The organism is Pseudomonas sp. S2_B10 (assembly GCF_054668425.1).
This window is the reverse complement of sequence record NZ_CP162768.1, coordinates 2,609,327-2,629,401: the sequence shown is the minus strand read 5'-3', so window position 1 is coordinate 2,629,401 and position 20,075 is coordinate 2,609,327. Positions and strand designations below refer to the sequence as shown.

Below are 20,075 nucleotides of genomic sequence, written 5' to 3'. Positions count from 1 at the left end.
ACCCCCGTAAGCCCTTCTCGATTTCCCTCTTTGCTGCAACTCAAGGCCTTCTCGAACCTTGCGTTGGATGTTCGTCGCGATGCGGGTCGGTGTCCAATGAACAGATGTTTAATATTCACTAATGATCTAGATATCTAGTTATTTATTCTTTTTCACGCTGATCGATCCCGAGCTACAGTTGTTGTCTCCCATCCCTCATCAGGAGCAGCACCATGAGCCTCAGACTCGGCGACATCGCCCCCGATTTCGAACAGGACTCCAGCGCCGGCAAGATTCGTTTTCACGAATGGCTGGGCGATAGCTGGGGCGTGCTGTTTTCCCATCCGGCGGACTTCACTCCGGTGTGCACCACCGAGCTGGGTTTCACCGCCAAGCTCAAGGATGAATTCAGCCGACGCGGCGTCAAGGCCATCGCGCTGTCGGTTGACCCGGTGGACTCGCACCACAAGTGGATCGAGGACATCAACGAAACCCAGAACACTATCGTCAACTTCCCGATCCTGGCCGATGCCGATCGCAAGGTCTCCGATCTCTACGACCTGATCCACCCGAACGCCAATGACACGCTGACCGTGCGTTCGCTGTTCGTCATCGACCCGAACAAGAAGATCCGCCTGACCATCACCTACCCGGCGAGCACCGGGCGCAACTTTCACGAGATCCTGCGGGTGATCGACTCGCTGCAGCTCACCGACAATTACAAAGTCGCCACACCGGCCAACTGGCAGGACGGTGAAGAAGTGGTGATCGTGCCGTCGCTCAAGGACGAAGACGAGATCAAGCAGCGCTTCCCGAAAGGCTATCGCGCGGTGAAGCCGTACCTGCGCCTGACGCCGCAGCCGAACAAATAAGATTTGTGGTGCAGTCACCGCCGCTTTCGCGAGCAGGCTCGCTCCCACATTTGCAATGCATTCCCCTGTGGGAGCGAGCCTGCTCGCGAAGGCGTCAGTCCAGGCACTTGAGAATCCAGAATCACAACGCAGGGGAATTTCGGCCGTTTCGACGGCCTTTTTTTCGCCTGGATTCTGCTCATCTACATATCTCTTAAATGCATAACCAAATGAATAAATATGATTTATGGATATATGAATCAGCTGGTAAGGTCACTGCCATTGAAGCGAGATCGCAGCCTGCGAATCGCCTGTGACGCTTAAAGGAATCTGCAATGCTGGTCGTCTCACTCGGTGGCAGCCCCAGCCTGCGCTCCCGTTCCGGGGTGCTGCTGGAGCGTTCGCAACGCTGGTTGCAACAGCAAGGGGTGGAAGTGGTGAGTTATCAGGTGCGGGACTTCCCGGCCGAGGATCTGCTCCACGCGCGCTTCGACAGTCCGAAGGTCCTCGACCTGCTGCAACAGATCGCAAACGCCGATGGCCTGCTGATCGCCACGCCGGTGTACAAGGCCTCGTTTTCCGGTGCGCTGAAGACCCTGCTGGATCTGCTCCCCGAGCGTGCCTTGAACCACAAGATTGTCTTGCCGATGGCCACGGGCGGCAGCATCGCCCACATGCTGGTGGTCGATTACGCCCTCAAGCCTGTGCTGTCGGCACTCAAGGCCCAAGAGATGCTTCAGGGCATTTTCGCCGAGGACAGCCAGATCGCTTACGGCGAAGGCAGTGCCGCCGCGCAACTGGCGCCGGCCCTGGAGCAACGGTTACACGAGGCCCTGGACCAGTTCATCGGCGCCATGGCGCGCCGGCCGAAACCGCTGGAGCCAGGCCTGCTGAACGAACGTTTGTTGAGTGCTCGCTGGAGCATTTAAGCCTTATCGAAATTTGAAGTACTGGCCTTACTCGCCCGCCAACGGGCAAGCAGGTGCAGCCACAACCCAACAGCAAAAAGGAGAGCGCTATGCGCACTGTATTTTTGCGTCGTGGTCTGGTCGCTCTGTTTGCTGCGGCTGTCACCTTCGGCGCCATTACCCAAGCTCAAGCCGAGACCCTTCGGATCGGTTATCAGAAGTACGGCACGCTGGTGCTGCTCAAAGCCAAGGGCACGCTGGAAAAACGCCTCGCCGCGCAAGGCGTCGACGTGCAATGGACCGAGTTTCCCGGCGGCCCGCAGCTGCTCGAAGGCCTCAACGTCGGCTCGATCGATTTCGGCGTGACCGGCGAAACCCCGCCGGTTTTCGCACAGGCCGCTGGCGCGGATCTGCTCTACGTCGCCTATGAACCGCCAGCACCGAACAGCGAAGCGATCCTCGTGCCGAAGGACTCGCCGATCAAATCGGTGGCCGATCTCAGGGGCAAGAAAGTCGCCCTGAACAAAGGCTCCAACGTGCACTACCTGCTGGTGCGCGCGCTGGAAGACGCCGGCCTCACGTACAGCGATATTCAGACCGTGTTCCTGCCGCCGGCTGATGCCCGCGCTGCGTTCGAACGTGGCAGTGTCGACGCCTGGGTCATCTGGGATCCGTATCAGGCCGCTGCCGAGAAACAACTGCAAGCGCACACCCTGCGCGACGGCAAAGGCATCGTCGACAACCATCAGTTCTATCTGGCCACAAAACCTTACGCGCAGAAAAATCCCGAGGTGATCAAGACCCTCGTCGAAGAGGTGCGCGCGGTTGGTGAATGGTCGAAAGCCAATCCCGAAGACGTGACGCAACAGGTCGCGCCGCTGCTGGGCCTGCCGGCGGACATCACCCTGACCTCGGTGAAACGCCAGGGCTACGGCGCGCTGTTCCTGACCCCGGAAGTGGTCGCTGAGCAACAGAAAATCGCCGACACGTTCTTCCAGCTCAAGCTGATTCCCAAGCCGTTGAGCATCAAGGATGTGATCTGGACCCCGCCGGCCGCTGTGGCCCAAAGCTCCCAAGCCCAGTAATTCGAATCCACAAGGAGACCACTCCATGAGCCTCAACATCTTCTGGTTCCTGCCGACCCACGGCGACGGCCATTACCTTGGCACCGCCGAAGGCGCCCGCGCGGTTGATCACGGTTATTTGCAGCAAGTCGCGCAAGCGGCGGACCGTCTGGGTTTTGGCGGGGTGCTGATTCCGACCGGGCGTTCCTGCGAAGACTCGTGGCTGGTGGCAGCCTCGCTGATTCCGGTGACCCAGCGTCTGAAATTCCTCGTCGCCCTGCGCCCCGGGATCATTTCCCCGACGGTCGCGGCGCGCCAGGCTGCGACGCTGGATCGTCTGTCCGGCGGGCGTGCCCTGTTCAATCTGGTCACCGGTGGTGACCCGGAAGAACTGGCCGGTGACGGGCTGTTCCTCAACCACGAAGAGCGCTATCAGGCCTCAGTGGAATTCACCCGCATCTGGCGTCGCGTGCTGGAAGGCGAAACCGTCGATTATGACGGCGAGCACATAAGCGTGAAGGGCGCGAAGCTGCTGTATCCGCCGATCCAGCAACCGCGTCCGCCGCTGTATTTCGGTGGCTCTTCGGAAGCGGCGCAAGATCTGGCGGCCGAGCAGGTCGAGATGGTTCTGACCTGGGGCGAGCCGCCGGCCGCGGTGGCCGAGAAGATCGCACAAGTGCGCGCCAAAGCCGCCAAGCTCGGCCGCACCGTGCGCTTCGGCATTCGTCTGCATGTGATCGTCCGTGAAACCAATGCCGAAGCCTGGCAGGCAGCGGACCGGCTGATCTCGCATCTGGACGACGACACCATCCAACGTGCCCAGGCTTCGCTGGCGCGCTTCGATTCGGTCGGCCAGCAACGCATGGCCGCGCTGCACGGTGGCAGCCGCGACAACCTCGAAGTCAGCCCGAATCTCTGGGCTGGCGTCGGTCTGGTGCGCGGCGGTGCCGGTACCGCACTGGTCGGCGATGGCCCGACCGTGGCAGCGCGGGTCAAGGAATATGCGGATCTGGGCATCGACACCTTCATCTTCTCCGGTTATCCACACCTCGAAGAATCGTATCGGGTAGCCGAGCTGCTGTTCCCGCATCTTGACGTTGAACGCCCGGAACTGCCGAAGAGCGCCGGTTATGTCAGCCCGTTCGGCGAGATGGTCGCCAACGACATCCTGCCCAAAGCCGCGTCGCAGAGCTGAGGCGCGGCCATGAACAAATTTATCCACAGCCTCGCGCCCTGGGCGTTGCCGGTGTTGCTGCTGGCGGTGTGGCAGTTGTCGGTGTCGGCCGGTTGGTTGTCGACGCGGATTCTGCCGGCACCGGTGGCGGTGATCGAAGCCGGCGTCAGTCTGGTGCGCAGCGGCGAGATCTGGACACACCTGGCGATCAGCGGCTGGCGCGCAGCACTCGGTTTCACCATCGGCGGCAGCATTGGTCTGGTGCTGGGTTTCATCACCGGCCTGTCGAAGTGGGGCGAACGCCTGCTCGACAGCTCGGTGCAGATGATCCGCAACGTGCCGCATCTGGCGCTGATTCCGCTGGTGATCCTGTGGTTCGGCATCGATGAGTCGGCGAAGATTTTTCTGGTGGCGCTGGGCACGTTGTTCCCGATCTACCTCAACACGTATCACGGCATCCGTAACGTCGACCCGGCGCTGGTGGAGATGGCGCGCAGTTATGGTCTGAGCGGTTTCAGTCTGTTCTGGCAGGTGATTCTGCCGGGGGCGCTGCCGTCGATTCTGGTCGGCGTGCGCTTCGCCCTGGGCTTCATGTGGCTGACGCTTATCGTCGCTGAAACCATCTCGGCCAGCTCCGGTATCGGCTATCTGGCGATGAACGCCCGCGAGTTCCTGCAGACCGATGTGGTGGTGCTGGCGATCCTGCTTTACGCGGTGCTCGGCAAACTCGCCGACCTCGCCGCCCGTGGTCTTGAACGTGTGTGGCTGCGCTGGCACCCGGCCTATCAGGTTGCCAAGGGAGGTGCGGCATGACCGCTCAACAACCTCCACGCCTGTTGCGCGGGATTCCGCTGGCGGTGCGCAATCTGCAGAAAACCTTCGGCGCGCGCCAGGTGTTGCGCGACATCGATCTGCACATTCCGGCGGGGCAGTTTGTCGCCGTGGTCGGGCGCAGCGGTTGTGGCAAGAGCACGTTTTTGCGCCTGCTCGCCGGCCTCGATCAACCGACTGGCGGCGAGCTGCTGGCCGGTTCCGCGCCGCTCAGCCAGGCGCGCGACGATACGCGGCTGATGTTCCAGGAAGCGCGGCTGCTGCCGTGGAAAAAGATCATCGACAACGTCGGTCTCGGCCTCAAGGGCAACTGGCGCCAGCAAGCGCTGGACGCACTGGAAGCAGTGGGCCTGGCCGATCGCGCCAATGAATGGCCGGCGGCGTTGTCCGGTGGCCAGAAGCAGCGCGTCGCGCTGGCCCGGGCGCTGATTCACCAGCCGCGTCTGCTGCTGCTCGACGAACCGCTCGGCGCACTGGATGCACTGACCCGCATCGAGATGCAGCAACTGATCGAACGGCTGTGGCAGCAACACGGTTTTACCGTGCTACTGGTGACCCATGACGTCAGTGAAGCGGTGGCGATTGCCGATCGGGTGATCCTCATCGAGGACGGCGAAGTTGGCCTCGACCTGCACGTCGAACTGCCGCGCCCCAGGGTGCGTGGCTCGCATCGCCTCGCCGCGCTGGAAACCGAAGTGCTCAACCGTGTTCTGTCCCTGCCCGGCGAACCGCCGGCGCCGGAACCCGTTTCACCCCTGCCTACGCAACTGCGCTGGGCGCAATAACACCTTTATCAACGACAGGAATCAATGCCATGACTATCAAAGCCATCAACGTGCGCAACCAGTTCAAAGGCTCGATCAAGGAAATCGTCCTCGGCGACGTGCTGTCGGAAATCGACGTGCAGACCGCTTCGGGCATCGTCACTTCGGTGATCACTACCCGCTCTGTGAAAGAGTTGGAGCTGGTGGTCGGCAGTGAGGTGATCGCCTTTGTGAAATCCACCGAGGTGTCCATCGCCAAGTTGTGAGCCGGTGAGCAAAAAACAACCCCGGAGGGTGTGAGCCCTGCGGGGTTTTTTGTGCCTGTCGCGGATTCGGCGGCGCGGCTTTCGCGAGCAGGCTCGCTCCCACAGGGGAACGCATTTCAAATGTGGGAGCGAGCCTGCTCGCGAAAGGGCCGGTGCATGCGCTAGAGATTTCTTTTGGGTAGATACGGCGGAAGGTACAACCCGATATAGGCATCAAACACGCGCATCCCTTCCTCGGCCATGCGCGGGGTGATCTGCCCGTGCTGCTGCACCGAACGTGCATAGACCCGGTCGCCCAGTTCCATCGCCAGGGCAAACACATCGACATCGTCCGGCAGCCTTGGCAACTCGAAATGCTGGTCGAACAGCTTGTGCATCAGGTCGCCCAGTTCCAGATCGTGCTGGCGGTCGGCCTGGGTGACTTCGGTCAGGCCATGTTGCGCCAGGATCAATTGCCGCGCGGCTGCGTCTTCGTCGTAGATCTCCAGCATGCGCTGTTCGACCAGTCGCGACAGATCTCGCCAGTCACGCAAGGCATCGTGATCGATCGGCGCTTGCAGGCAGGCGCGGAAGGCAGCGTGGACATCGGCGGTCAGCGCTTCGAGCAGCGCCGGGACGCTGGCGAAAAAGTGATACACGGAGGAGGGCGGAATCTGCGCGCGCTCGGCGACGCTGTAGATCGACAGACTGGCCACGCCCTCGGCCGCCAGCAGGGTGCGCGCGGCATCGAGGATCGAATCGATCCGCGCCTGACTGCGGGCACGGGGTTTGCGGACGGTGGCGGGACGCGTCATGGAAGTCTCCTGCGGGGCAGCGGGCATTGTACGAGGCGGTTCAGGTGTTGTCTGCCAGTACCCTGTGGCGAGGGGATTTAGCGAAACGTCGCACCGCCCCGTTCGGCTGCGCAGCAGTCGTAAACCCTGAGAGCCGGGTATTCCTGACACACCGAGTGGGATGGATTTGGGGCTGCTTCGCAACCCAACGGGGATAAATCCCCTCGCCACAGGTTTTGTGTTCGGCCATAAAAAAACGCCGTGGGCGCGAAGCCAACGGCGTTTCTTTGGACGTTACAACGCTTAAACGGTATGCAGATACCAGTTGTACTCAAGGTCGGAGATGGAGTGTTCGAACTCCTCCAGCTCGCTTTCCTTGCAGGCAACGAAGATATCGATGTACTTCGGATCGATGTACTTGGCCATCACCTCGCTGTCGTCCAGCTCGCGCAGGGCATCGCGCAAGTTGTTCGGCAGGCTCTGTTCGTTCTGCTCGTAGCTGTTGCCTTCGACAGGCGCGCCCGGTTCGATCTTGTTGACCAGGCCGTGGTGCACGCCGGCCAGTACCGAAGCCATCAGCAGGTACGGGTTGGCGTCGGCGCCGGCCACGCGGTGCTCGATACGTACGGCATCGGCAGAACCGGTTGGTACGCGAATCGCCACGGTGCGGTTGTCCAGGCCCCAGCACGGCGAGTTCGGTACGTAGAACTGCGCGCCGAAGCGACGGTAGGAGTTGACGTTCGGGCAGAGGAAAGCCATCTGCGCCGGCAGGGTCTCGAGCACACCGCCGATCGCGTGACGCAGCGCGGCGTTCTGCTCGGGATCCTCGCTGGCAAAAATGTTTTTGCCGGCTTTGTCCAGAATCGAAATGTGTACGTGCAGACCATTGCCCGCCTGGCCCGGATACGGCTTGGCCATGAAGGTGGTGTCCATTTCATGGTCGTAGGCGATGTTCTTGATCAGACGCTTGAGCAGGACCGCGTAGTCGCAGGCCTTGATCGGATCGGCGACGTGGTGCAGGTTCACTTCGAACTGCGCCGGGGCACTTTCCTTGACGATCGCATCGGCCGGGATGCCTTGCTCTTTGGCACCTTCCAGAATGTCCTGGAGGCAGTCGACGTATTCGTCGAGGTCGTCGATCAGGTAGACCTGCGTCGAGTGCGGGCGTTTGCCGGAGATCGGCGAGCGTGGCGGCTGTGGACGGCCGTTCACGTTTTCCTGGTCGATCAGGTAGAACTCGAGTTCGAAGGCGGCGCAGATGGTCAGGCCGAGCTCGTCGAACTTGGTCACCACCTGGCGCAGCACTTCACGGGGATCGGCGAAGAACGGATCGCCTTCGAGTTCGTGCATGGTCATCAACAGCTGCGCGGTCGGGCGTTTCTGCCATGGCTCGTTGCACAGGGTATCGGGGATCGGATAGCAGATGCGATCGGCGTCGCCGATGTCCAGGCCCAGACCGGTGCTTTCCACCGTGGAGCCATTGATATCCAGAGCAAATAGAGAGGCCGGCAGGTTGATGCCTTTCTCGTAAACCTTGTGGAGGCTGGTGCGTTCGATGCGCTTGCCGCGCACCACACCATTCATATCCGCAATCAGAAGGTCAACGTACAGAACCTCAGGATGTTCCTTAAGGAACGCGTTCGCTTCGTTAAGCTGAACGGCACGCGGGGGTACCGACATGATGCAACACCTTTGTTGTTAAAAATATCAATCATTGATCTTTTCTGGTTTCAGTCAACCCGAACGGCCTGCCGAAGTCAAGCGAGGCCTTTTTTGCCCCGAAAAAGCGCTTGGAGGGCATTTATGGGGCACTTTGGGGCATTTTTTCCAACCTTGAACGTTGCTCTGCTGCGGGCTTGAGCAGGCCGTGTTGTATTTTTTACGGGGGTGTTGTGTAAAAAAATGAACAAGGCTAAGCTCCGGTCAAACCCATAACAGCAATAATACCGGGGTGCTTCATGTCTCGCCTGCCGTTAATCGGCATCACCGACTGCTCGCAACAGTCCGGTCTGCATGCTCATCACATCAGTGGCGATCAATCCGTCCGTAGCGCAGCCAGCAAGGCGCGCAGCCTGTCGACGAGACTCTCGTCAAAATCCGGCAAAACGGCAGCGTCCGATATTCTGGACGTCGGGCACAGCATCCGCTTTATGGCGTCTCCTTCCACTATAGAACTCTTTCCCGCTCAAAGCCCGTGCCGCACTTGGCGCCGTGCTTTTGATTCTGCACGTTTGCAAAGTGCACGGGAAATGCAACGCCAGCGTCAAGGGCAGGTAAGCTCCTCTTTCATTGTCTATGCGCGGTGCCAGGCGTAAGCCGGCACTGCGCGAGCAAGCCCCCTTTAACGCGACGCCGCAAGCGTCAAAATTGCCTGACATCGCGTCAGGAGACTCAGCCCAGAGGCATTTATGAGTAACAACCTCGACCAGCTCACCGATTGGTTGAAAGACCGCAAGATCACAGAAGTCGAATGCATGATCGGCGACTTGACCGGGATCACCCGGGGCAAGATTTCGCCGACCAACAAGTTCATCGCCGAGAAAGGCATGCGTCTGCCGGAGAGTGTGCTGCTGCAGACCGTGACCGGCGACTACGTCGAAGACGACATCTATTACGAACTGCTCGACCCGGCCGACATCGACATGATCTGCCGCCCCGACCAGAACGCCGTGTACCTGGTGCCGTGGGCCATCGAGCCGACCGCGCAGGTGATCCACGACACCTACGACAAGCAAGGCAACCCGATCGAGCTGTCGCCGCGCAACGTCCTCAAGAAAGTCTTGAAGCTGTATGCCGACAAGGGCTGGCAGCCAATCGTGGCGCCGGAAATGGAGTTCTACCTGACCAAACGCAGCGACGACCCCGACTATCCGTTGCAGCCGCCGATCGGCCGATCGGGCCGTCCGGAAATCGGCCGGCAGTCGTTCTCCATTGAAGCGGCCAACGAATTCGACCCGCTGTTCGAAGACGTCTACGACTGGTGCGAATTACAGGAGCTGGACCTCGACACGCTGATCCACGAAGACGGCACCGCGCAGATGGAAATCAACTTCCGTCACGGTGACGCCCTGTCGCTGGCCGATCAGATTCTGGTGTTCAAGCGCACCATGCGCGAGGCCGCGCTCAAGCACGACGTAGCGGCGACGTTCATGGCCAAGCCGATGACCGGTGAGCCGGGCAGCGCCATGCACCTGCACCAGAGCATCATCGACATTCAGACCGGCAAAAACGTCTTCTCCAACGAAGACGGGACCATGAGCCAGCTGTTCCTGCACCACATCGGTGGCTTGCAGAAACTGATCCCCGAGCTGTTGCCGCTGTTCGCGCCGAACGTCAACTCGTTCCGCCGCTTCCTCCCGGACACTTCGGCACCGGTAAACGTCGAGTGGGGCGAAGAGAACCGTACCGTCGGCCTGCGCGTACCGGATGCCGGCCCGCAGAACCGCCGCGTGGAAAACCGTCTGCCGGGCGCCGACGCCAACCCGTACCTGGCGATCGCCGCGAGCCTGCTCTGCGGTTACATCGGCATGGTTGAGGGCCTGAACCCGAGCGCGCCAGTAGTCGGCCGTGGTTACGAGCGCCGCAACCTGCGCCTGCCGCTGACCATCGAAGACGCGCTGGAGCGCATGGAAAACAGCGTGACCATCGAGAAGTATCTCGGCAAGACCTTCATCACCGGCTACGTCGCGGTCAAGCGGGCCGAGCATGAAAACTTCAAGCGCGTGATCAGTTCGTGGGAGCGTGAGTACCTGCTCTTCGCCGTCTGATACGCCGGGCGCGGCGGCCAGCCGTCGCGCCTTCACCGATAACAAGGAGAATTGGCATGACCAGCAACAACCCGCAAACCCGTGAGTGGCAAGCGCTGAGCAGCGATCACCACCTGGCCCCGTTCAGCGACTTCAAGCAACTGAAAGAGAAGGGCCCGCGGATCATCACCAACGCCAAGGGCGTTTACCTGTGGGACAGCGAAGGCAACAAGATCCTCGACGGCATGGCTGGCCTCTGGTGCGTGGCGATCGGTTACGGTCGCGATGAACTGGCCGATGCCGCCGCCAAACAGATGCGCGAGCTGCCGTATTACAACCTGTTCTTCCAGACTGCCCACCCGCCGGCGCTGGAACTGGCCAAGGCGATCGCCGAAGTGGCGCCAGAAGGCATGAACCACGTGTTCTTCACCGGCTCCGGCTCCGAAGGCAACGACACCATGCTGCGCATGGTCCGTCACTACTGGGCGATCAAAGGCCAGCCGAACAAGAAAGTCATCATCAGCCGCAAGAACGGTTATCACGGTTCGACCGTGGCCGGCGCGAGCCTCGGCGGCATGACTTATATGCACGAGCAGGGCGACCTGCCGATTCCGGGCATCGTCCACATCGCGCAGCCGTACTGGTTTGCCGAAGGCGGTGACATGTCGCCGGAAGAGTTCGGCATCTGGGCGGCCAATCAGCTCGAAGAAAAGATTCTCGAAGTCGGCGTCGACAACGTCGGTGCCTTTATTGCCGAGCCTATTCAGGGTGCCGGCGGCGTGATCATTCCGCCCGACACCTACTGGCCGCGCATCAAGGAAATCCTCGCCAAGTACGACATCCTCTTCGTTGCCGATGAAGTGATCTGCGGTTTCGGCCGTACCGGTGAGTGGTTCGGTAGCGATTTCTACGACCTCAAACCCGACATGATGACCATCGCCAAGGGCCTGACCTCCGGCTACATCCCGATGGGCGGGTTGATCGTGCGTGACTCGGTGGTGGCCGTGCTCAACGAAGGCGGCGATTTCAACCACGGCTTCACTTACTCCGGGCACCCGGTGGCAGCCGCGGTGGGCCTGGAAAACATCCGCATCCTGCGCGACGAAAAAATTATCGAGAACGCCCACAACGAAACGGCACCGTATTTGCAGAAACGTCTGCGCGAGCTGAACGATCACCCGTTGGTGGGTGAAGTTCGCGGCGTCGGTCTGCTGGGGGCGATCGAGCTGGTGCAGGACAAGGCCACGCGCAAGCGTTACGAAGGCAAGGGCGTGGGCATGATCTGCCGGCAGTTCTGCTTCGACAACGGCCTGATCATGCGCGCAGTCGGCGACACCATGATCATCGCGCCGCCGCTGGTGATCAGCAAAGCCGAAATCGATGAGCTGGTTACAAAGGCACTCAAGTGTCTGGACCTGACCCTCAATGCGCTGCAGGCCTAGGTGCTAGGCTTTGGGCGGGGGAGCTGCGGCGCACTCGCTCAAAGCTGTCAGAAAGGCCGGTCTTTTGTTGAAAGACCGCCTCGGATCTTGCCAGACTAGCCGCGGTTCCAGTTGTCCGGGTTCGGCCGCTGAACAAAGTGGTTCAAAAAAGAAAAATTTGGAGCATGACGCATGAAGGCATTAGGTAAAAAGCTAGCTGGCAAGACTCTGCTCGCGCTGTCCATGGCGGGCATGATGGCGGGTGCGGTGCACGCGGACGACAAGGTGCTGCACGTCTACAACTGGTCCGACTACATCGCGCCGGACACCGTGGCCAACTTCGAAAAAGCCACCGGGATCAAAGTCGTCTACGACGTCTTCGACAGTAACGAAACCCTGGAAGCCAAGCTGCTGGCCGGCAAGTCCGGTTACGACATCGTGGTGCCTTCCAACAACTTCCTCGCCAAGCAGATCAAGGCCGGCGTTTACCAGGAGCTGGACAAGTCCAAGCTGCCTAACTGGAAAAACCTCGACGAAGACCTGCTCAAGGCCGTTGGCGACGCCAGCGACCAGGGCAACAAACACGCCTTCCCGTACATGTGGGGCTCGATCGGCATCGGCTACAACCCGGCCAAGGTCAAGGCTGCGCTGGGTATCGACAAGATCGATTCGTGGGACGTGGTGTTCAAGCCGGAAAACATCGAGAAGCTCAAAAGCTGCGGCGTGAGCTTCCTCGATGCGCCGACCGAAATGATTCCGGCGGCATTGCACTATCTGGGCAAGCCGACCAACAGCAAGGACAAGGCTGATCTGAAAGCTGCCGAAGACCTGTTCCTGAAGATCCGTCCTTCGGTCGCCTACTTCCACTCTTCCAAGTACATCTCGGACCTGGCCAACGGCAACATCTGCGTCGCCGTCGGTTACTCGGGTGACCTGGAGCAATCCAAGACCCGCGCTCAGGAAGCCGGTGACAAGGTCAAGCTGGCCTACACCATTCCGAAAGAAGGCGCCGGTACTTTCTACGACATGGTCGCCATTCCCAAGGATGCCGAAAACGTCGAAGCCGCCTACAAGTTCATGAACTACCTGCTGGAGCCGCAAGTGATGGCCGGCATCACCAACGCCGTGCGTTTCCCGAACGGCAACAAGGCGGCAACGCCTCTGGTGGACAAGGACATCACCAGCGACCCGAGCATCTATCCTTCGGCTGAAGTGAAGAAGCAACTCTATGCGATCAGCGATCTGGACGCCGCCACGCTGCGTCTGATCACCCGCAGCTGGACCAAGATCAAATCGGGCAAATAAGCCGGTTTGTCGCCACAACCACTGGCCGTCGTCGTCGCGACGGCGGCCAGCGGATAATTAAATGACAGAAAGTTTTGCTGGATCGGTTTTTCGAGGGTAAGTTGCGCGCCGGTTTTGTTGTCGGGCAGCCATGGCTGTCATGCAGCGCGGGGCAACTTGGGCCCAATCAATTTAGAGGACCTCCACTTGCCTGTATTTTCTTCTTTGCGCAAAGCCCTGCTGGCCGCTGCCGGCCTGACAATCGCTGTCGGAGCCCAGGCTGCCGGTACGGTGCATATTTATAACTGGTCCGATTACATCGGCGAGTCGACCCTGGCCGACTTCGAGAAAGAGACCGGGATCAAACCGGTCTACGACGTTTTCGACTCCAACGAAACCCTGGAAGGCAAGCTGCTCGCCGGGCGGACCGGTTATGACGTGGTCGTGCCGTCGAACCACTTCCTTGGCAAGCAGATCAAGGCGGGCGCGTTCCAGAAGCTCGACAAGGCGCAGTTGCCGAATTATTCCAACCTCGACCCGGTGCTGCTCAAGCGCCTGGAGCAGAACGATCCCGGCAACCTCTACGCCGTGCCGTATCTGTGGGGCACCAACGGCATCGGCTACAACGTCGACAAGGTCAAGGCCGTGCTCGGTATCGACAAGATCGATTCCTGGGCCGTGCTGTTCGAGCCGGAAAACATCAAGAAGCTGCACAGCTGCGGTGTCGCGTTCCTCGATTCGGCTGACGAGATGATGCCGACCATGCTCAATTACCTGGGCCTGAACGCCAACAGCACCAACACCAAGGACTACGAAAAGGCCACCGCCAAGCTGCTCGCGGTGCGTCCCTACGTGACCTATTTCCATTCGTCGAAGTACATCGGCGATCTGGCCAACGGCGACATCTGCGTGGCCATCGGTTTCTCCGGCGATATCTTCCAGGCGAAGAACCGTGCCGAGGAAGCCAAGAAGGGCGTCAACATCGCCTACTCGATCCCGAAAGAGGGCGGCGCGCTGTGGTTCGACATGCTGGCGATCCCCAAGGATTCGTCCAACGTCAAAGAGGCCCACGCATTCATCAATTATTTGCTGAAACCTGAGGTGATCGCCCAGGTCAGTGATTACGTCGGTTACGCCAACCCCAATCCGGGTTCGGACAAGCTGATGGAACAATCCATTCGCACCGATGAAGCGGTTTACCCACCGCAAGCAGTCCTCGACAAGACCTACGTGTCGACCGAGTTGCCAGCCAATATTCAGCGTTTGATGACCCGTAGCTGGACCAAGGTCAAGTCGGGCAAATAACGCACAAACTATCCAGGGTTCGTCTTGCGGGGCGAACTGCTGCTTCTGTTGGGAGTTTCGTAAATGGCAGTTGCCTCCGGCGCCTACAAGAAAGCCCTCGAGGGCGACCAGACACCAAAACAGGTGCTGGTCAAAATCGACCGGGTCACGAAGAAGTTCGACGAGACGATTGCCGTGGACGACGTGTCCCTGGAAATCAAGAAGGGCGAAATTTTTGCTCTGCTCGGCGGTTCGGGATCGGGCAAATCCACCTTGCTACGGATGCTTGCAGGCTTCGAACGGCCCACGGAAGGGCGGATTTTCCTCGACGGCGTCGACATCACCGACATGCCGCCGTACGACCGTCCGATCAACATGATGTTCCAGTCCTACGCTTTGTTCCCGCACATGACCGTGGCGCAGAACATTGCCTTCGGCTTGCAGCAGGACAAGATCCCCAAGGCCGAGATCGACGCCCGCGTGGCCGAGATGCTCAAGCTGGTGCAGATGAGCCAGTACGCCAAGCGCAAGCCGCATCAACTGTCCGGCGGCCAGCGTCAACGCGTGGCCCTGGCCCGTTCGCTGGCCAAGCGGCCGAAGCTGTTGCTGCTCGACGAACCGATGGGCGCACTGGACAAAAAGCTGCGTTCGCAGATGCAGCTGGAACTGGTGGAAATCATCGAGCGCGTCGGCGTGACCTGCGTGATGGTGACCCACGACCAGGAAGAGGCCATGACCATGGCCGAGCGCATCGCGATCATGCACCTGGGCTGGATTGCGCAGATTGGTAGCCCGATTGACATCTACGAAACCCCGACCAGCCGTCTGGTCTGCGAATTCATCGGCAACGTCAACATCTTCGAAGGCGAAGTGATCGACGACGCCGAAGGCCACGCGACCATCACCTGCAAGGACCTCGACCGGCAGATCTACGTCGGCCACGGCATCAGTACCTCGGTGCAGGACAAGTCGGTCACCTACGCGATTCGCCCGGAAAAACTGCTGGTCACCGCCGACATGCCGACCTGCGAGTACAACTGGTCGAGCGGCAAGGTCCACGACATCGCTTATCTGGGCGGGCACTCAGTGTTCTACGTCGAATTGCCGAGCGGCAAACTGGTGCAGTCGTTCGTCGCCAACGCCGAACGTCGCGGCGCGCGTCCGACCTGGGGCGATCAGGTCTACGTGTGGTGGGAAGACGATAGCGGCGTGGTACTTCGCTCATGAACATGCGCAAATTCAAACGCCGTATAAACCGAATCATCCCCAATGGCCGGCAGCTGGTCATCGGGGTGCCGTTCATCTGGCTGTTCCTGTTCTTCATGCTGCCGTTCTTCATCGTTCTGAAGATCAGCTTCGCCGAAGCCGACGTGGCGATCCCGCCGTACACCGAGATCTACACCTACGCCGAGCAGAAGCTGCAACTGCTGCTGAACCTGGGCAACTACGCGTTGCTTGGCGACGACGAACTGTACATCGCCGCCTATCTCGGCTCGCTGAAAATGGCCTTTATCAGCACCGTGCTCTGCCTGCTGATCGGTTACCCGATGGCCTACGCCATCGCCAGCGCGCGCAAGGAGCTGCAAACGGTACTGGTGCTGCTGATCATGATGCCGACCTGGACCGCGATCCTGATCCGCGTGTACGCGTGGATGGGCATCCTCAGCAACAACGGCCTGCTCAACGGCTTCCTGATGAGCATGGGCCTGATCGACGAGCCGCTGCAGATCCTCAACACCAACCTGGCGGTGTACATCGGGATTGTCTATTCGTACCTGCCGTTCATGATCCTGCCGCTGTACGCCAACTTGGTGAAGCACGATCAGAGTCTGCTGGAAGCCGCGTCGGATCTGGGTTCGAGCACCTTCAACAGCTTCTGGAAAATCACCATTCCGCTGTCCAAGAACGGCATCATTGCCGGCTGCATGCTGGTGTTCATTCCGGTGGTCGGCGAGTTCGTGATCCCGGAACTGCTCGGCGGCCCGGAAACCCTGATGATCGGTAAGGTGCTGTGGCAAGAATTCTTCAACAACCGCGACTGGCCGGTGGCGTCCGCCCTGGCGGTGGTGATGCTGGCGATCCTGATTGTGCCGATCATTCTGTTCAACCGCAGTCAGGCCAAGGAAATGGAGGGTAAAGAATGAAGCGCTTCCGTTTCTCCAGCCTGATGCTGGTATTGGGTCTGATCTTCATCTATCTGCCGATGCTGATCCTGGTGATCTACTCGTTCAACGCCTCGAAACTGGTGACGGTGTGGGGCGGCTGGTCGATCAAGTGGTACGTCGGCCTGCTCGACAACTCGCAATTGATGGGCTCGGTGTTGCGCTCGCTGGAAATCGCCTGTTACACCGCCGTGGCGGCGGTGGCACTGGGTACCCTGGCAGCGTTCGTGCTGACCCGTATCACGCGCTTCAAGGGCCGTACGCTGTTCGGTGGCCTGGTGACTGCGCCGTTGGTGATGCCGGAAGTGATCACCGGTCTGTCGCTGTTGCTGCTGTTCGTGGCCATGGCCCAAATGATCGGCTGGCCGCAGGAGCGCGGCATCGTCACCATCTGGATCGCCCACACCACGTTCTGCGCCGCGTATGTGGCGGTGGTGGTGTCAGCGCGCTTGCGTGAGCTGGACCTGTCGATCGAAGAGGCGGCGATGGACTTGGGCGCGCGGCCGTGGAAGGTGTTCTTCCTGATCACCATCCCGATGATCGCGCCATCACTGGCGGCAGGCGGGATGATGTCGTTCGCGCTGTCGCTGGATGACCTGGTGCTGGCGAGCTTCGTTTCCGGCCCGGGTTCGACGACGCTGCCGATGGAGGTGTTCTCGGCCGTGCGCCTGGGCGTGAAGCCGGAGATCAACGCCGTGGCCAGTCTGATTCTGCTGGCGGTGTCGCTGGTGACCTTCCTCGTCTGGTTCTTCAGCCGCCGCGCCGAAGAAGCACGCAAGAAAGCCATCCAGCAAGCCATCGAAGAAAGCGCTGCCGATTCGTGGAAACAACCGGACGCACGCCGCGCGCCAGCGCCGCAATCAGCTTGAGCAATATCGGGTTGGCCTCAACCCTGCGGCCAACCCGGTTGTAAATGTGGGAGCGAGCCTGCTCGCGAAGACGGAGTGTCAGTCGACTCAGATGTCGGCTGACACAGCGCTTTCGCGAGCAGGCTCGCTCCCACATTTGGAATGCAATCTCCTGTGGGAGCGAGCTTGCTCGCGAAAGGGCCGGTGCAGATTGCATCAATCTATCGCGCAGCCCGCGCAGGCAGCAGCTTCAACGTACTGCGCGTATTCGCCAGCACCTCTTCCTCGCTGAAATGCGCCTGCACATAAATCCCCTCCACATACGCCTCGGCCTGGTCGTCATAGTGACTGTCCAGCGGTACGCCACTTTGGCCGACCGGGTTGATCGTCAGGCCATGCACCGGATCGGCGAAATCCACCAGACGCCGGGTCGACGGTCCATAGGTCACCGGCCATGGCGCCGGGCCGATTTTTGCCGAGAGGTTGTTCGGCACTTCATGACTGCCCGGCGCCGCGAACGGGCCGACGTTGAACAGGCGATCCAGCGGCTTCTGCTGCCCCAGCGGATGGCCGTGAGTCAAGGTGTGTGCCGCACCCCACTGCCAACCCGCCACGTTGTCGCCGAGGGTCAGTTTCAGATGCGCCATGCTTGCCGCCCACGCCGTGCGCACGACATCGGCGCGGGTTTCTCTGGCCGGCGTGCTGCGATTGTCCCACCACGGTGAGTCCGCCTTGGCCGCCAGGCGTGGCAGCGCGGAGTCGATCACCCGCGTCGACAGCAGTGTTTCGAAGAAGTCGTTGCCCAACTCATCGCGCATCGCCGCATCGGCAAGGTCGTAGAGGAATTGGTTGAACAGCGTCGCGCTGACGGAATTCAGCGGATAGTCGCCGGGCCATTGCGCCAATTGCTCGACCAGTTTCAGCTGCGCCGGATCACTCACCACCTCACGCAACACCGGCAACAGCGGCGCCAACAGACGCGGGCCGTAACCGGTCGCGGTGCCCAGTTGCAGTTGCTGGTTGGCCTCGTTGCTCCACTTCACCCGGTTGTCGCTGAGCTGACGGTCAAGCTGCTGACCGCGATCGGCAAGGTTGTAATAACCGGGAATCTCCATGCCGGTCGGCGACACGGGCTGGAAGTTGGCCGAGACGATATAGCCGCGCGCCGGGTTCTCTTCCTGCGGGTTGGCGCTGAACGGGTAATAGCCGTCCTTGTCCGCCTCGGGCGTGCTGCCGTCGAGGATGAAGTCCGGTTTCACCCCGGCCGGACGTTTGGGCAGCAAGGTCGAGGCCCACCAGGCGATATCGCCTTTGGCGTTGGCGTACACCAGATTCAGGCCCGGCGCCTGCACCTTGGCCGCTGCCGCGCGGGCCTTGGCCAAGGTGTCGGCGCGGTTGAGCTGGTAGAAGCCGTCGAGGATCGGGTTAGGTGTTTCGAGGAAGGCCCACCACATCGCGATCGGGGTCTTGCCGGCGGCGCTGCCAAGAGCATCGTTGACGATTGGCCCGTGCGGGGACTGGCGCAAGGTGAGAGTCACCGGCGCCTGACCCTTTACATTGATCTGTTGTTCGCTGACGAGCATCTCGGTCCACTGGCCGCGATACCAGACCTGATTGGGATTGTCCGGGTTGACCTTCTCGGCGATCAGATCGAGGTCATCGTTCTGGAACATGGTCAGGCTCCAGCCGAAATCGAGGTTGTGCCCCAGAAACGCGAACGGCACCAGTGCCTGATGATGGCCGTACAACTCGAAACCCGGCGCCGACAGCTGCGCCTCGTACCACACCGACGGCACCGAGAAACGAATATGCGGATCGCCGGCCAGCAACGGCTTGCCACTCTGGCTGCGGCTGCCGGCAATCACCCAGGCGTTGCTGCCCTCGAACTGCGGCAGGCCGTTGTCGAGCAGCGCCTGTTCGCTGAGGCGGGCGAGGGCGGTGAGGTCCTGCCAGTCGCCGGCGGCGAGGGCCGGTGCGTGCCGGGTGTGATTGGTGGCCAGAACGCCTTTGGCCTGCCAGTCGAGATCGAAGACATTGAGGTAATCGGCGCCGAGCTGATCGCGCACGTAGGTCAGCAGCGGCTCGGTGCGAAACGCAGCGGCAAAGCTGTAGGCCATGTAGCCGGCGACGCTGATGCTGTCTTCGGCAGTGAACGGCCGCTTGGGGATGCCCAGCACGTCGAACTCGATCGGCGCGGCGTGGGTGTCCTGATATTGGTTGATGCCATCCAGATAGGCTTGCAGGCCCTTCCATGCCGGCGACTGCTTGTCGAGGCTGGCGACGTAACTGGCCGCGCGCTCGCGAATGCGCAGGCTGCGAAACAGTTTGTCGGTGTCGAGCAGTTTCGGCCCTAGCACTTCGGCCAGCTCGCCCCGGGCGAGGCGGCGCATGGCTTCCATCTGGAACAGACGATCCTGCGCGTGCACATAACCGAGGGCGCGATAGAGGTCGGTTTCGTTCTCGGCGCGGATATGCGGCACACCGCGCTCGTCATAGCGCACGGTCACCGAGCCTTGCAGGTTGCGCAGCTCGACCTGGCCCTGGCGCGTCGGCTGCTTGCTGTAGATATACCCGCCGGCGGCGCCGAGCAGGACAACGATGAGCAAGGCAACGACGATCAACGCACGCTTCATGGTGACTCCTTGTGCAGGCGGGAGGGCCGCCCATCGGGCTGCAAACATTTATCACAGAGCATCTGTGCGCTGCAGCGCTGTCCTTGA

18 protein-coding genes are annotated in these 20,075 nt (G+C 60.8%); 15 read left to right on the top strand and 3 right to left on the bottom strand.

All coding sequences use genetic code 11. The features are described from left to right. Positions 1-212 precede the first annotated feature (212 nt). The 7 genes from AB4O45_RS11825 to AB4O45_RS11795 all read left to right on the top strand — a co-directional run bounded on the left by AB4O45_RS11825 (position 213) and on the right by AB4O45_RS11795 (position 5,837). On the top strand, positions 213-851 hold the full coding sequence (locus AB4O45_RS11825; RefSeq protein WP_041476878.1) for a peroxiredoxin: 639 nt from the start codon (positions 213-215) through the stop codon (positions 849-851). A 314-nt stretch (positions 852-1,165) separates the two neighbouring features. Continuing rightward, complete coding sequence (gene ssuE, locus AB4O45_RS11820) at positions 1,166-1,759, top strand: NADPH-dependent FMN reductase (protein ID WP_041476877.1); 594 nt, start codon at positions 1,166-1,168, stop codon at positions 1,757-1,759. Positions 1,760-1,848: 89 nt separating this feature from the next. Continuing rightward, entirely contained in the window at positions 1,849-2,823 is a 975-nt protein-coding gene (locus AB4O45_RS11815; RefSeq protein ID WP_460161423.1) for a sulfonate ABC transporter substrate-binding protein, read from the top strand. Positions 2,824-2,848: 25 nt separating this feature from the next. Continuing rightward, positions 2,849-3,997, top strand: coding sequence for an FMNH2-dependent alkanesulfonate monooxygenase (gene ssuD, locus AB4O45_RS11810; RefSeq protein WP_016772653.1), 1,149 nt, complete (start codon positions 2,849-2,851; stop codon positions 3,995-3,997). A gap of 9 nt (positions 3,998-4,006) precedes the next feature. Continuing rightward, on the top strand, positions 4,007-4,789 hold the full coding sequence (ssuC, locus tag AB4O45_RS11805; protein ID WP_027610511.1) for an aliphatic sulfonate ABC transporter permease SsuC: 783 nt from the start codon (positions 4,007-4,009) through the stop codon (positions 4,787-4,789). Continuing rightward, complete coding sequence (ssuB, locus tag AB4O45_RS11800) at positions 4,786-5,592, top strand: aliphatic sulfonates ABC transporter ATP-binding protein (RefSeq protein ID WP_264365918.1); 807 nt, start codon at positions 4,786-4,788, stop codon at positions 5,590-5,592. Before ssuC ends, ssuB begins: the two co-directional genes overlap by 4 nt. A 29-nt stretch (positions 5,593-5,621) precedes the next feature. After that, a complete protein-coding gene (locus AB4O45_RS11795) occupies positions 5,622-5,837 on the top strand; it encodes a TOBE domain-containing protein (protein ID WP_003229256.1) in 216 nt (71 codons plus the stop codon). 161 nt (positions 5,838-5,998) lie between these two features. Here AB4O45_RS11795 and AB4O45_RS11790 read toward each other — a convergent pair whose 3' ends face one another. Both AB4O45_RS11790 and AB4O45_RS11785 read right to left on the bottom strand, forming a co-directional pair. After that, positions 5,999-6,631, bottom strand: coding sequence for a TetR/AcrR family transcriptional regulator (locus AB4O45_RS11790; RefSeq protein ID WP_041476873.1), 633 nt, complete (start codon positions 6,629-6,631; stop codon positions 5,999-6,001). Between the two features lie 282 nt (positions 6,632-6,913). After that, positions 6,914-8,290, bottom strand: a complete 1,377-nt coding sequence (locus AB4O45_RS11785) for a glutamine synthetase family protein (RefSeq protein ID WP_016772657.1) — start codon at positions 8,288-8,290, stop codon at positions 6,914-6,916. A 278-nt stretch (positions 8,291-8,568) separates the two neighbouring features. Here AB4O45_RS11785 and AB4O45_RS11780 point away from each other — a divergent pair, with 278 nt between their 5' ends. From AB4O45_RS11780 to AB4O45_RS11745, 8 genes are all read left to right on the top strand, one after another. Beyond that, positions 8,569-8,925: a gamma-glutamyl-gamma-aminobutyrate hydrolase family protein gene (locus AB4O45_RS11780; RefSeq protein ID WP_460161422.1), complete on the top strand. Its 357-nt coding sequence runs from the start codon at positions 8,569-8,571 to the stop codon at positions 8,923-8,925. A gap of 93 nt (positions 8,926-9,018) precedes the next feature. Then, on the top strand, positions 9,019-10,377 hold the full coding sequence (locus AB4O45_RS11775) for a glutamine synthetase family protein (protein ID WP_460161421.1): 1,359 nt from the start codon (positions 9,019-9,021) through the stop codon (positions 10,375-10,377). 56 nt (positions 10,378-10,433) lie between these two features. Then, complete coding sequence (locus tag AB4O45_RS11770; protein ID WP_460161420.1) at positions 10,434-11,798, top strand: aspartate aminotransferase family protein; 1,365 nt, start codon at positions 10,434-10,436, stop codon at positions 11,796-11,798. 171 nt (positions 11,799-11,969) lie between these two features. Next, positions 11,970-13,082 carry a polyamine ABC transporter substrate-binding protein gene (locus AB4O45_RS11765; protein ID WP_039757472.1) on the top strand — a complete coding sequence of 371 codons (1,113 nt, stop codon included), beginning with the start codon at positions 11,970-11,972 and terminating at the stop codon, positions 13,080-13,082. A 186-nt stretch (positions 13,083-13,268) separates the two neighbouring features. Beyond that, positions 13,269-14,366, top strand: a complete 1,098-nt coding sequence (locus AB4O45_RS11760; RefSeq protein WP_038860901.1) for a polyamine ABC transporter substrate-binding protein — start codon at positions 13,269-13,271, stop codon at positions 14,364-14,366. A 63-nt stretch (positions 14,367-14,429) separates the two neighbouring features. Continuing rightward, positions 14,430-15,572 carry an ABC transporter ATP-binding protein gene (locus AB4O45_RS11755; protein ID WP_016772662.1) on the top strand — a complete coding sequence of 381 codons (1,143 nt, stop codon included), beginning with the start codon at positions 14,430-14,432 and terminating at the stop codon, positions 15,570-15,572. A 35-nt stretch (positions 15,573-15,607) separates the two neighbouring features. After that, entirely contained in the window at positions 15,608-16,489 is an 882-nt protein-coding gene (locus AB4O45_RS11750) for an ABC transporter permease subunit (protein ID WP_177327003.1), read from the top strand. Then, positions 16,486-17,376 carry an ABC transporter permease subunit gene (locus AB4O45_RS11745; RefSeq protein ID WP_041476870.1) on the top strand — a complete coding sequence of 297 codons (891 nt, stop codon included), beginning with the start codon at positions 16,486-16,488 and terminating at the stop codon, positions 17,374-17,376. The genes AB4O45_RS11750 and AB4O45_RS11745 overlap by 4 nt, the downstream gene beginning before the upstream one ends. A gap of 200 nt (positions 17,377-17,576) precedes the next feature. Here AB4O45_RS11745 and AB4O45_RS11740 read toward each other — a convergent pair whose 3' ends face one another. After that, positions 17,577-19,988, bottom strand: coding sequence for a penicillin acylase family protein (locus AB4O45_RS11740; protein ID WP_460161419.1), 2,412 nt, complete (start codon positions 19,986-19,988; stop codon positions 17,577-17,579). Positions 19,989-20,075 lie beyond the last annotated feature (87 nt).

Excerpts from the sequence above, each read along its gene's own strand:
- AB4O45_RS11785 (WP_016772657.1), bottom strand. The coding sequence starts at position 8,290 with ATGTCGGTACCCCCGCGTGCCGTTCAGCTTAACGAAGCGAACGCGTTC.
- AB4O45_RS11765 (WP_039757472.1), top strand. The coding sequence starts at position 11,970 with ATGAAGGCATTAGGTAAAAAGCTAGCTGGCAAGACTCTGCTCGCGCTG.
- AB4O45_RS11795 (WP_003229256.1), top strand. The coding sequence starts at position 5,622 with ATGACTATCAAAGCCATCAACGTGCGCAACCAGTTCAAAGGCTCGATC.
- AB4O45_RS11775 (WP_460161421.1), top strand. The coding sequence starts at position 9,019 with ATGAGTAACAACCTCGACCAGCTCACCGATTGGTTGAAAGACCGCAAG.
- AB4O45_RS11770 (WP_460161420.1), top strand. The coding sequence starts at position 10,434 with ATGACCAGCAACAACCCGCAAACCCGTGAGTGGCAAGCGCTGAGCAGC.
- AB4O45_RS11825 (WP_041476878.1), top strand. The coding sequence starts at position 213 with ATGAGCCTCAGACTCGGCGACATCGCCCCCGATTTCGAACAGGACTCC.
- ssuC (WP_027610511.1), top strand. The coding sequence starts at position 4,007 with ATGAACAAATTTATCCACAGCCTCGCGCCCTGGGCGTTGCCGGTGTTG.
- ssuD (WP_016772653.1), top strand. The coding sequence starts at position 2,849 with ATGAGCCTCAACATCTTCTGGTTCCTGCCGACCCACGGCGACGGCCAT.
- AB4O45_RS11780 (WP_460161422.1), top strand. The coding sequence starts at position 8,569 with ATGTCTCGCCTGCCGTTAATCGGCATCACCGACTGCTCGCAACAGTCC.
- ssuB (WP_264365918.1), top strand. The coding sequence starts at position 4,786 with ATGACCGCTCAACAACCTCCACGCCTGTTGCGCGGGATTCCGCTGGCG.
- ssuE (WP_041476877.1), top strand. The coding sequence starts at position 1,166 with ATGCTGGTCGTCTCACTCGGTGGCAGCCCCAGCCTGCGCTCCCGTTCC.
- AB4O45_RS11740 (WP_460161419.1), bottom strand. The coding sequence starts at position 19,988 with ATGAAGCGTGCGTTGATCGTCGTTGCCTTGCTCATCGTTGTCCTGCTC.
- AB4O45_RS11745 (WP_041476870.1), top strand. The coding sequence starts at position 16,486 with ATGAAGCGCTTCCGTTTCTCCAGCCTGATGCTGGTATTGGGTCTGATC.
- AB4O45_RS11790 (WP_041476873.1), bottom strand. The coding sequence starts at position 6,631 with ATGACGCGTCCCGCCACCGTCCGCAAACCCCGTGCCCGCAGTCAGGCG.
- AB4O45_RS11815 (WP_460161423.1), top strand. The coding sequence starts at position 1,849 with ATGCGCACTGTATTTTTGCGTCGTGGTCTGGTCGCTCTGTTTGCTGCG.
- AB4O45_RS11755 (WP_016772662.1), top strand. The coding sequence starts at position 14,430 with ATGGCAGTTGCCTCCGGCGCCTACAAGAAAGCCCTCGAGGGCGACCAG.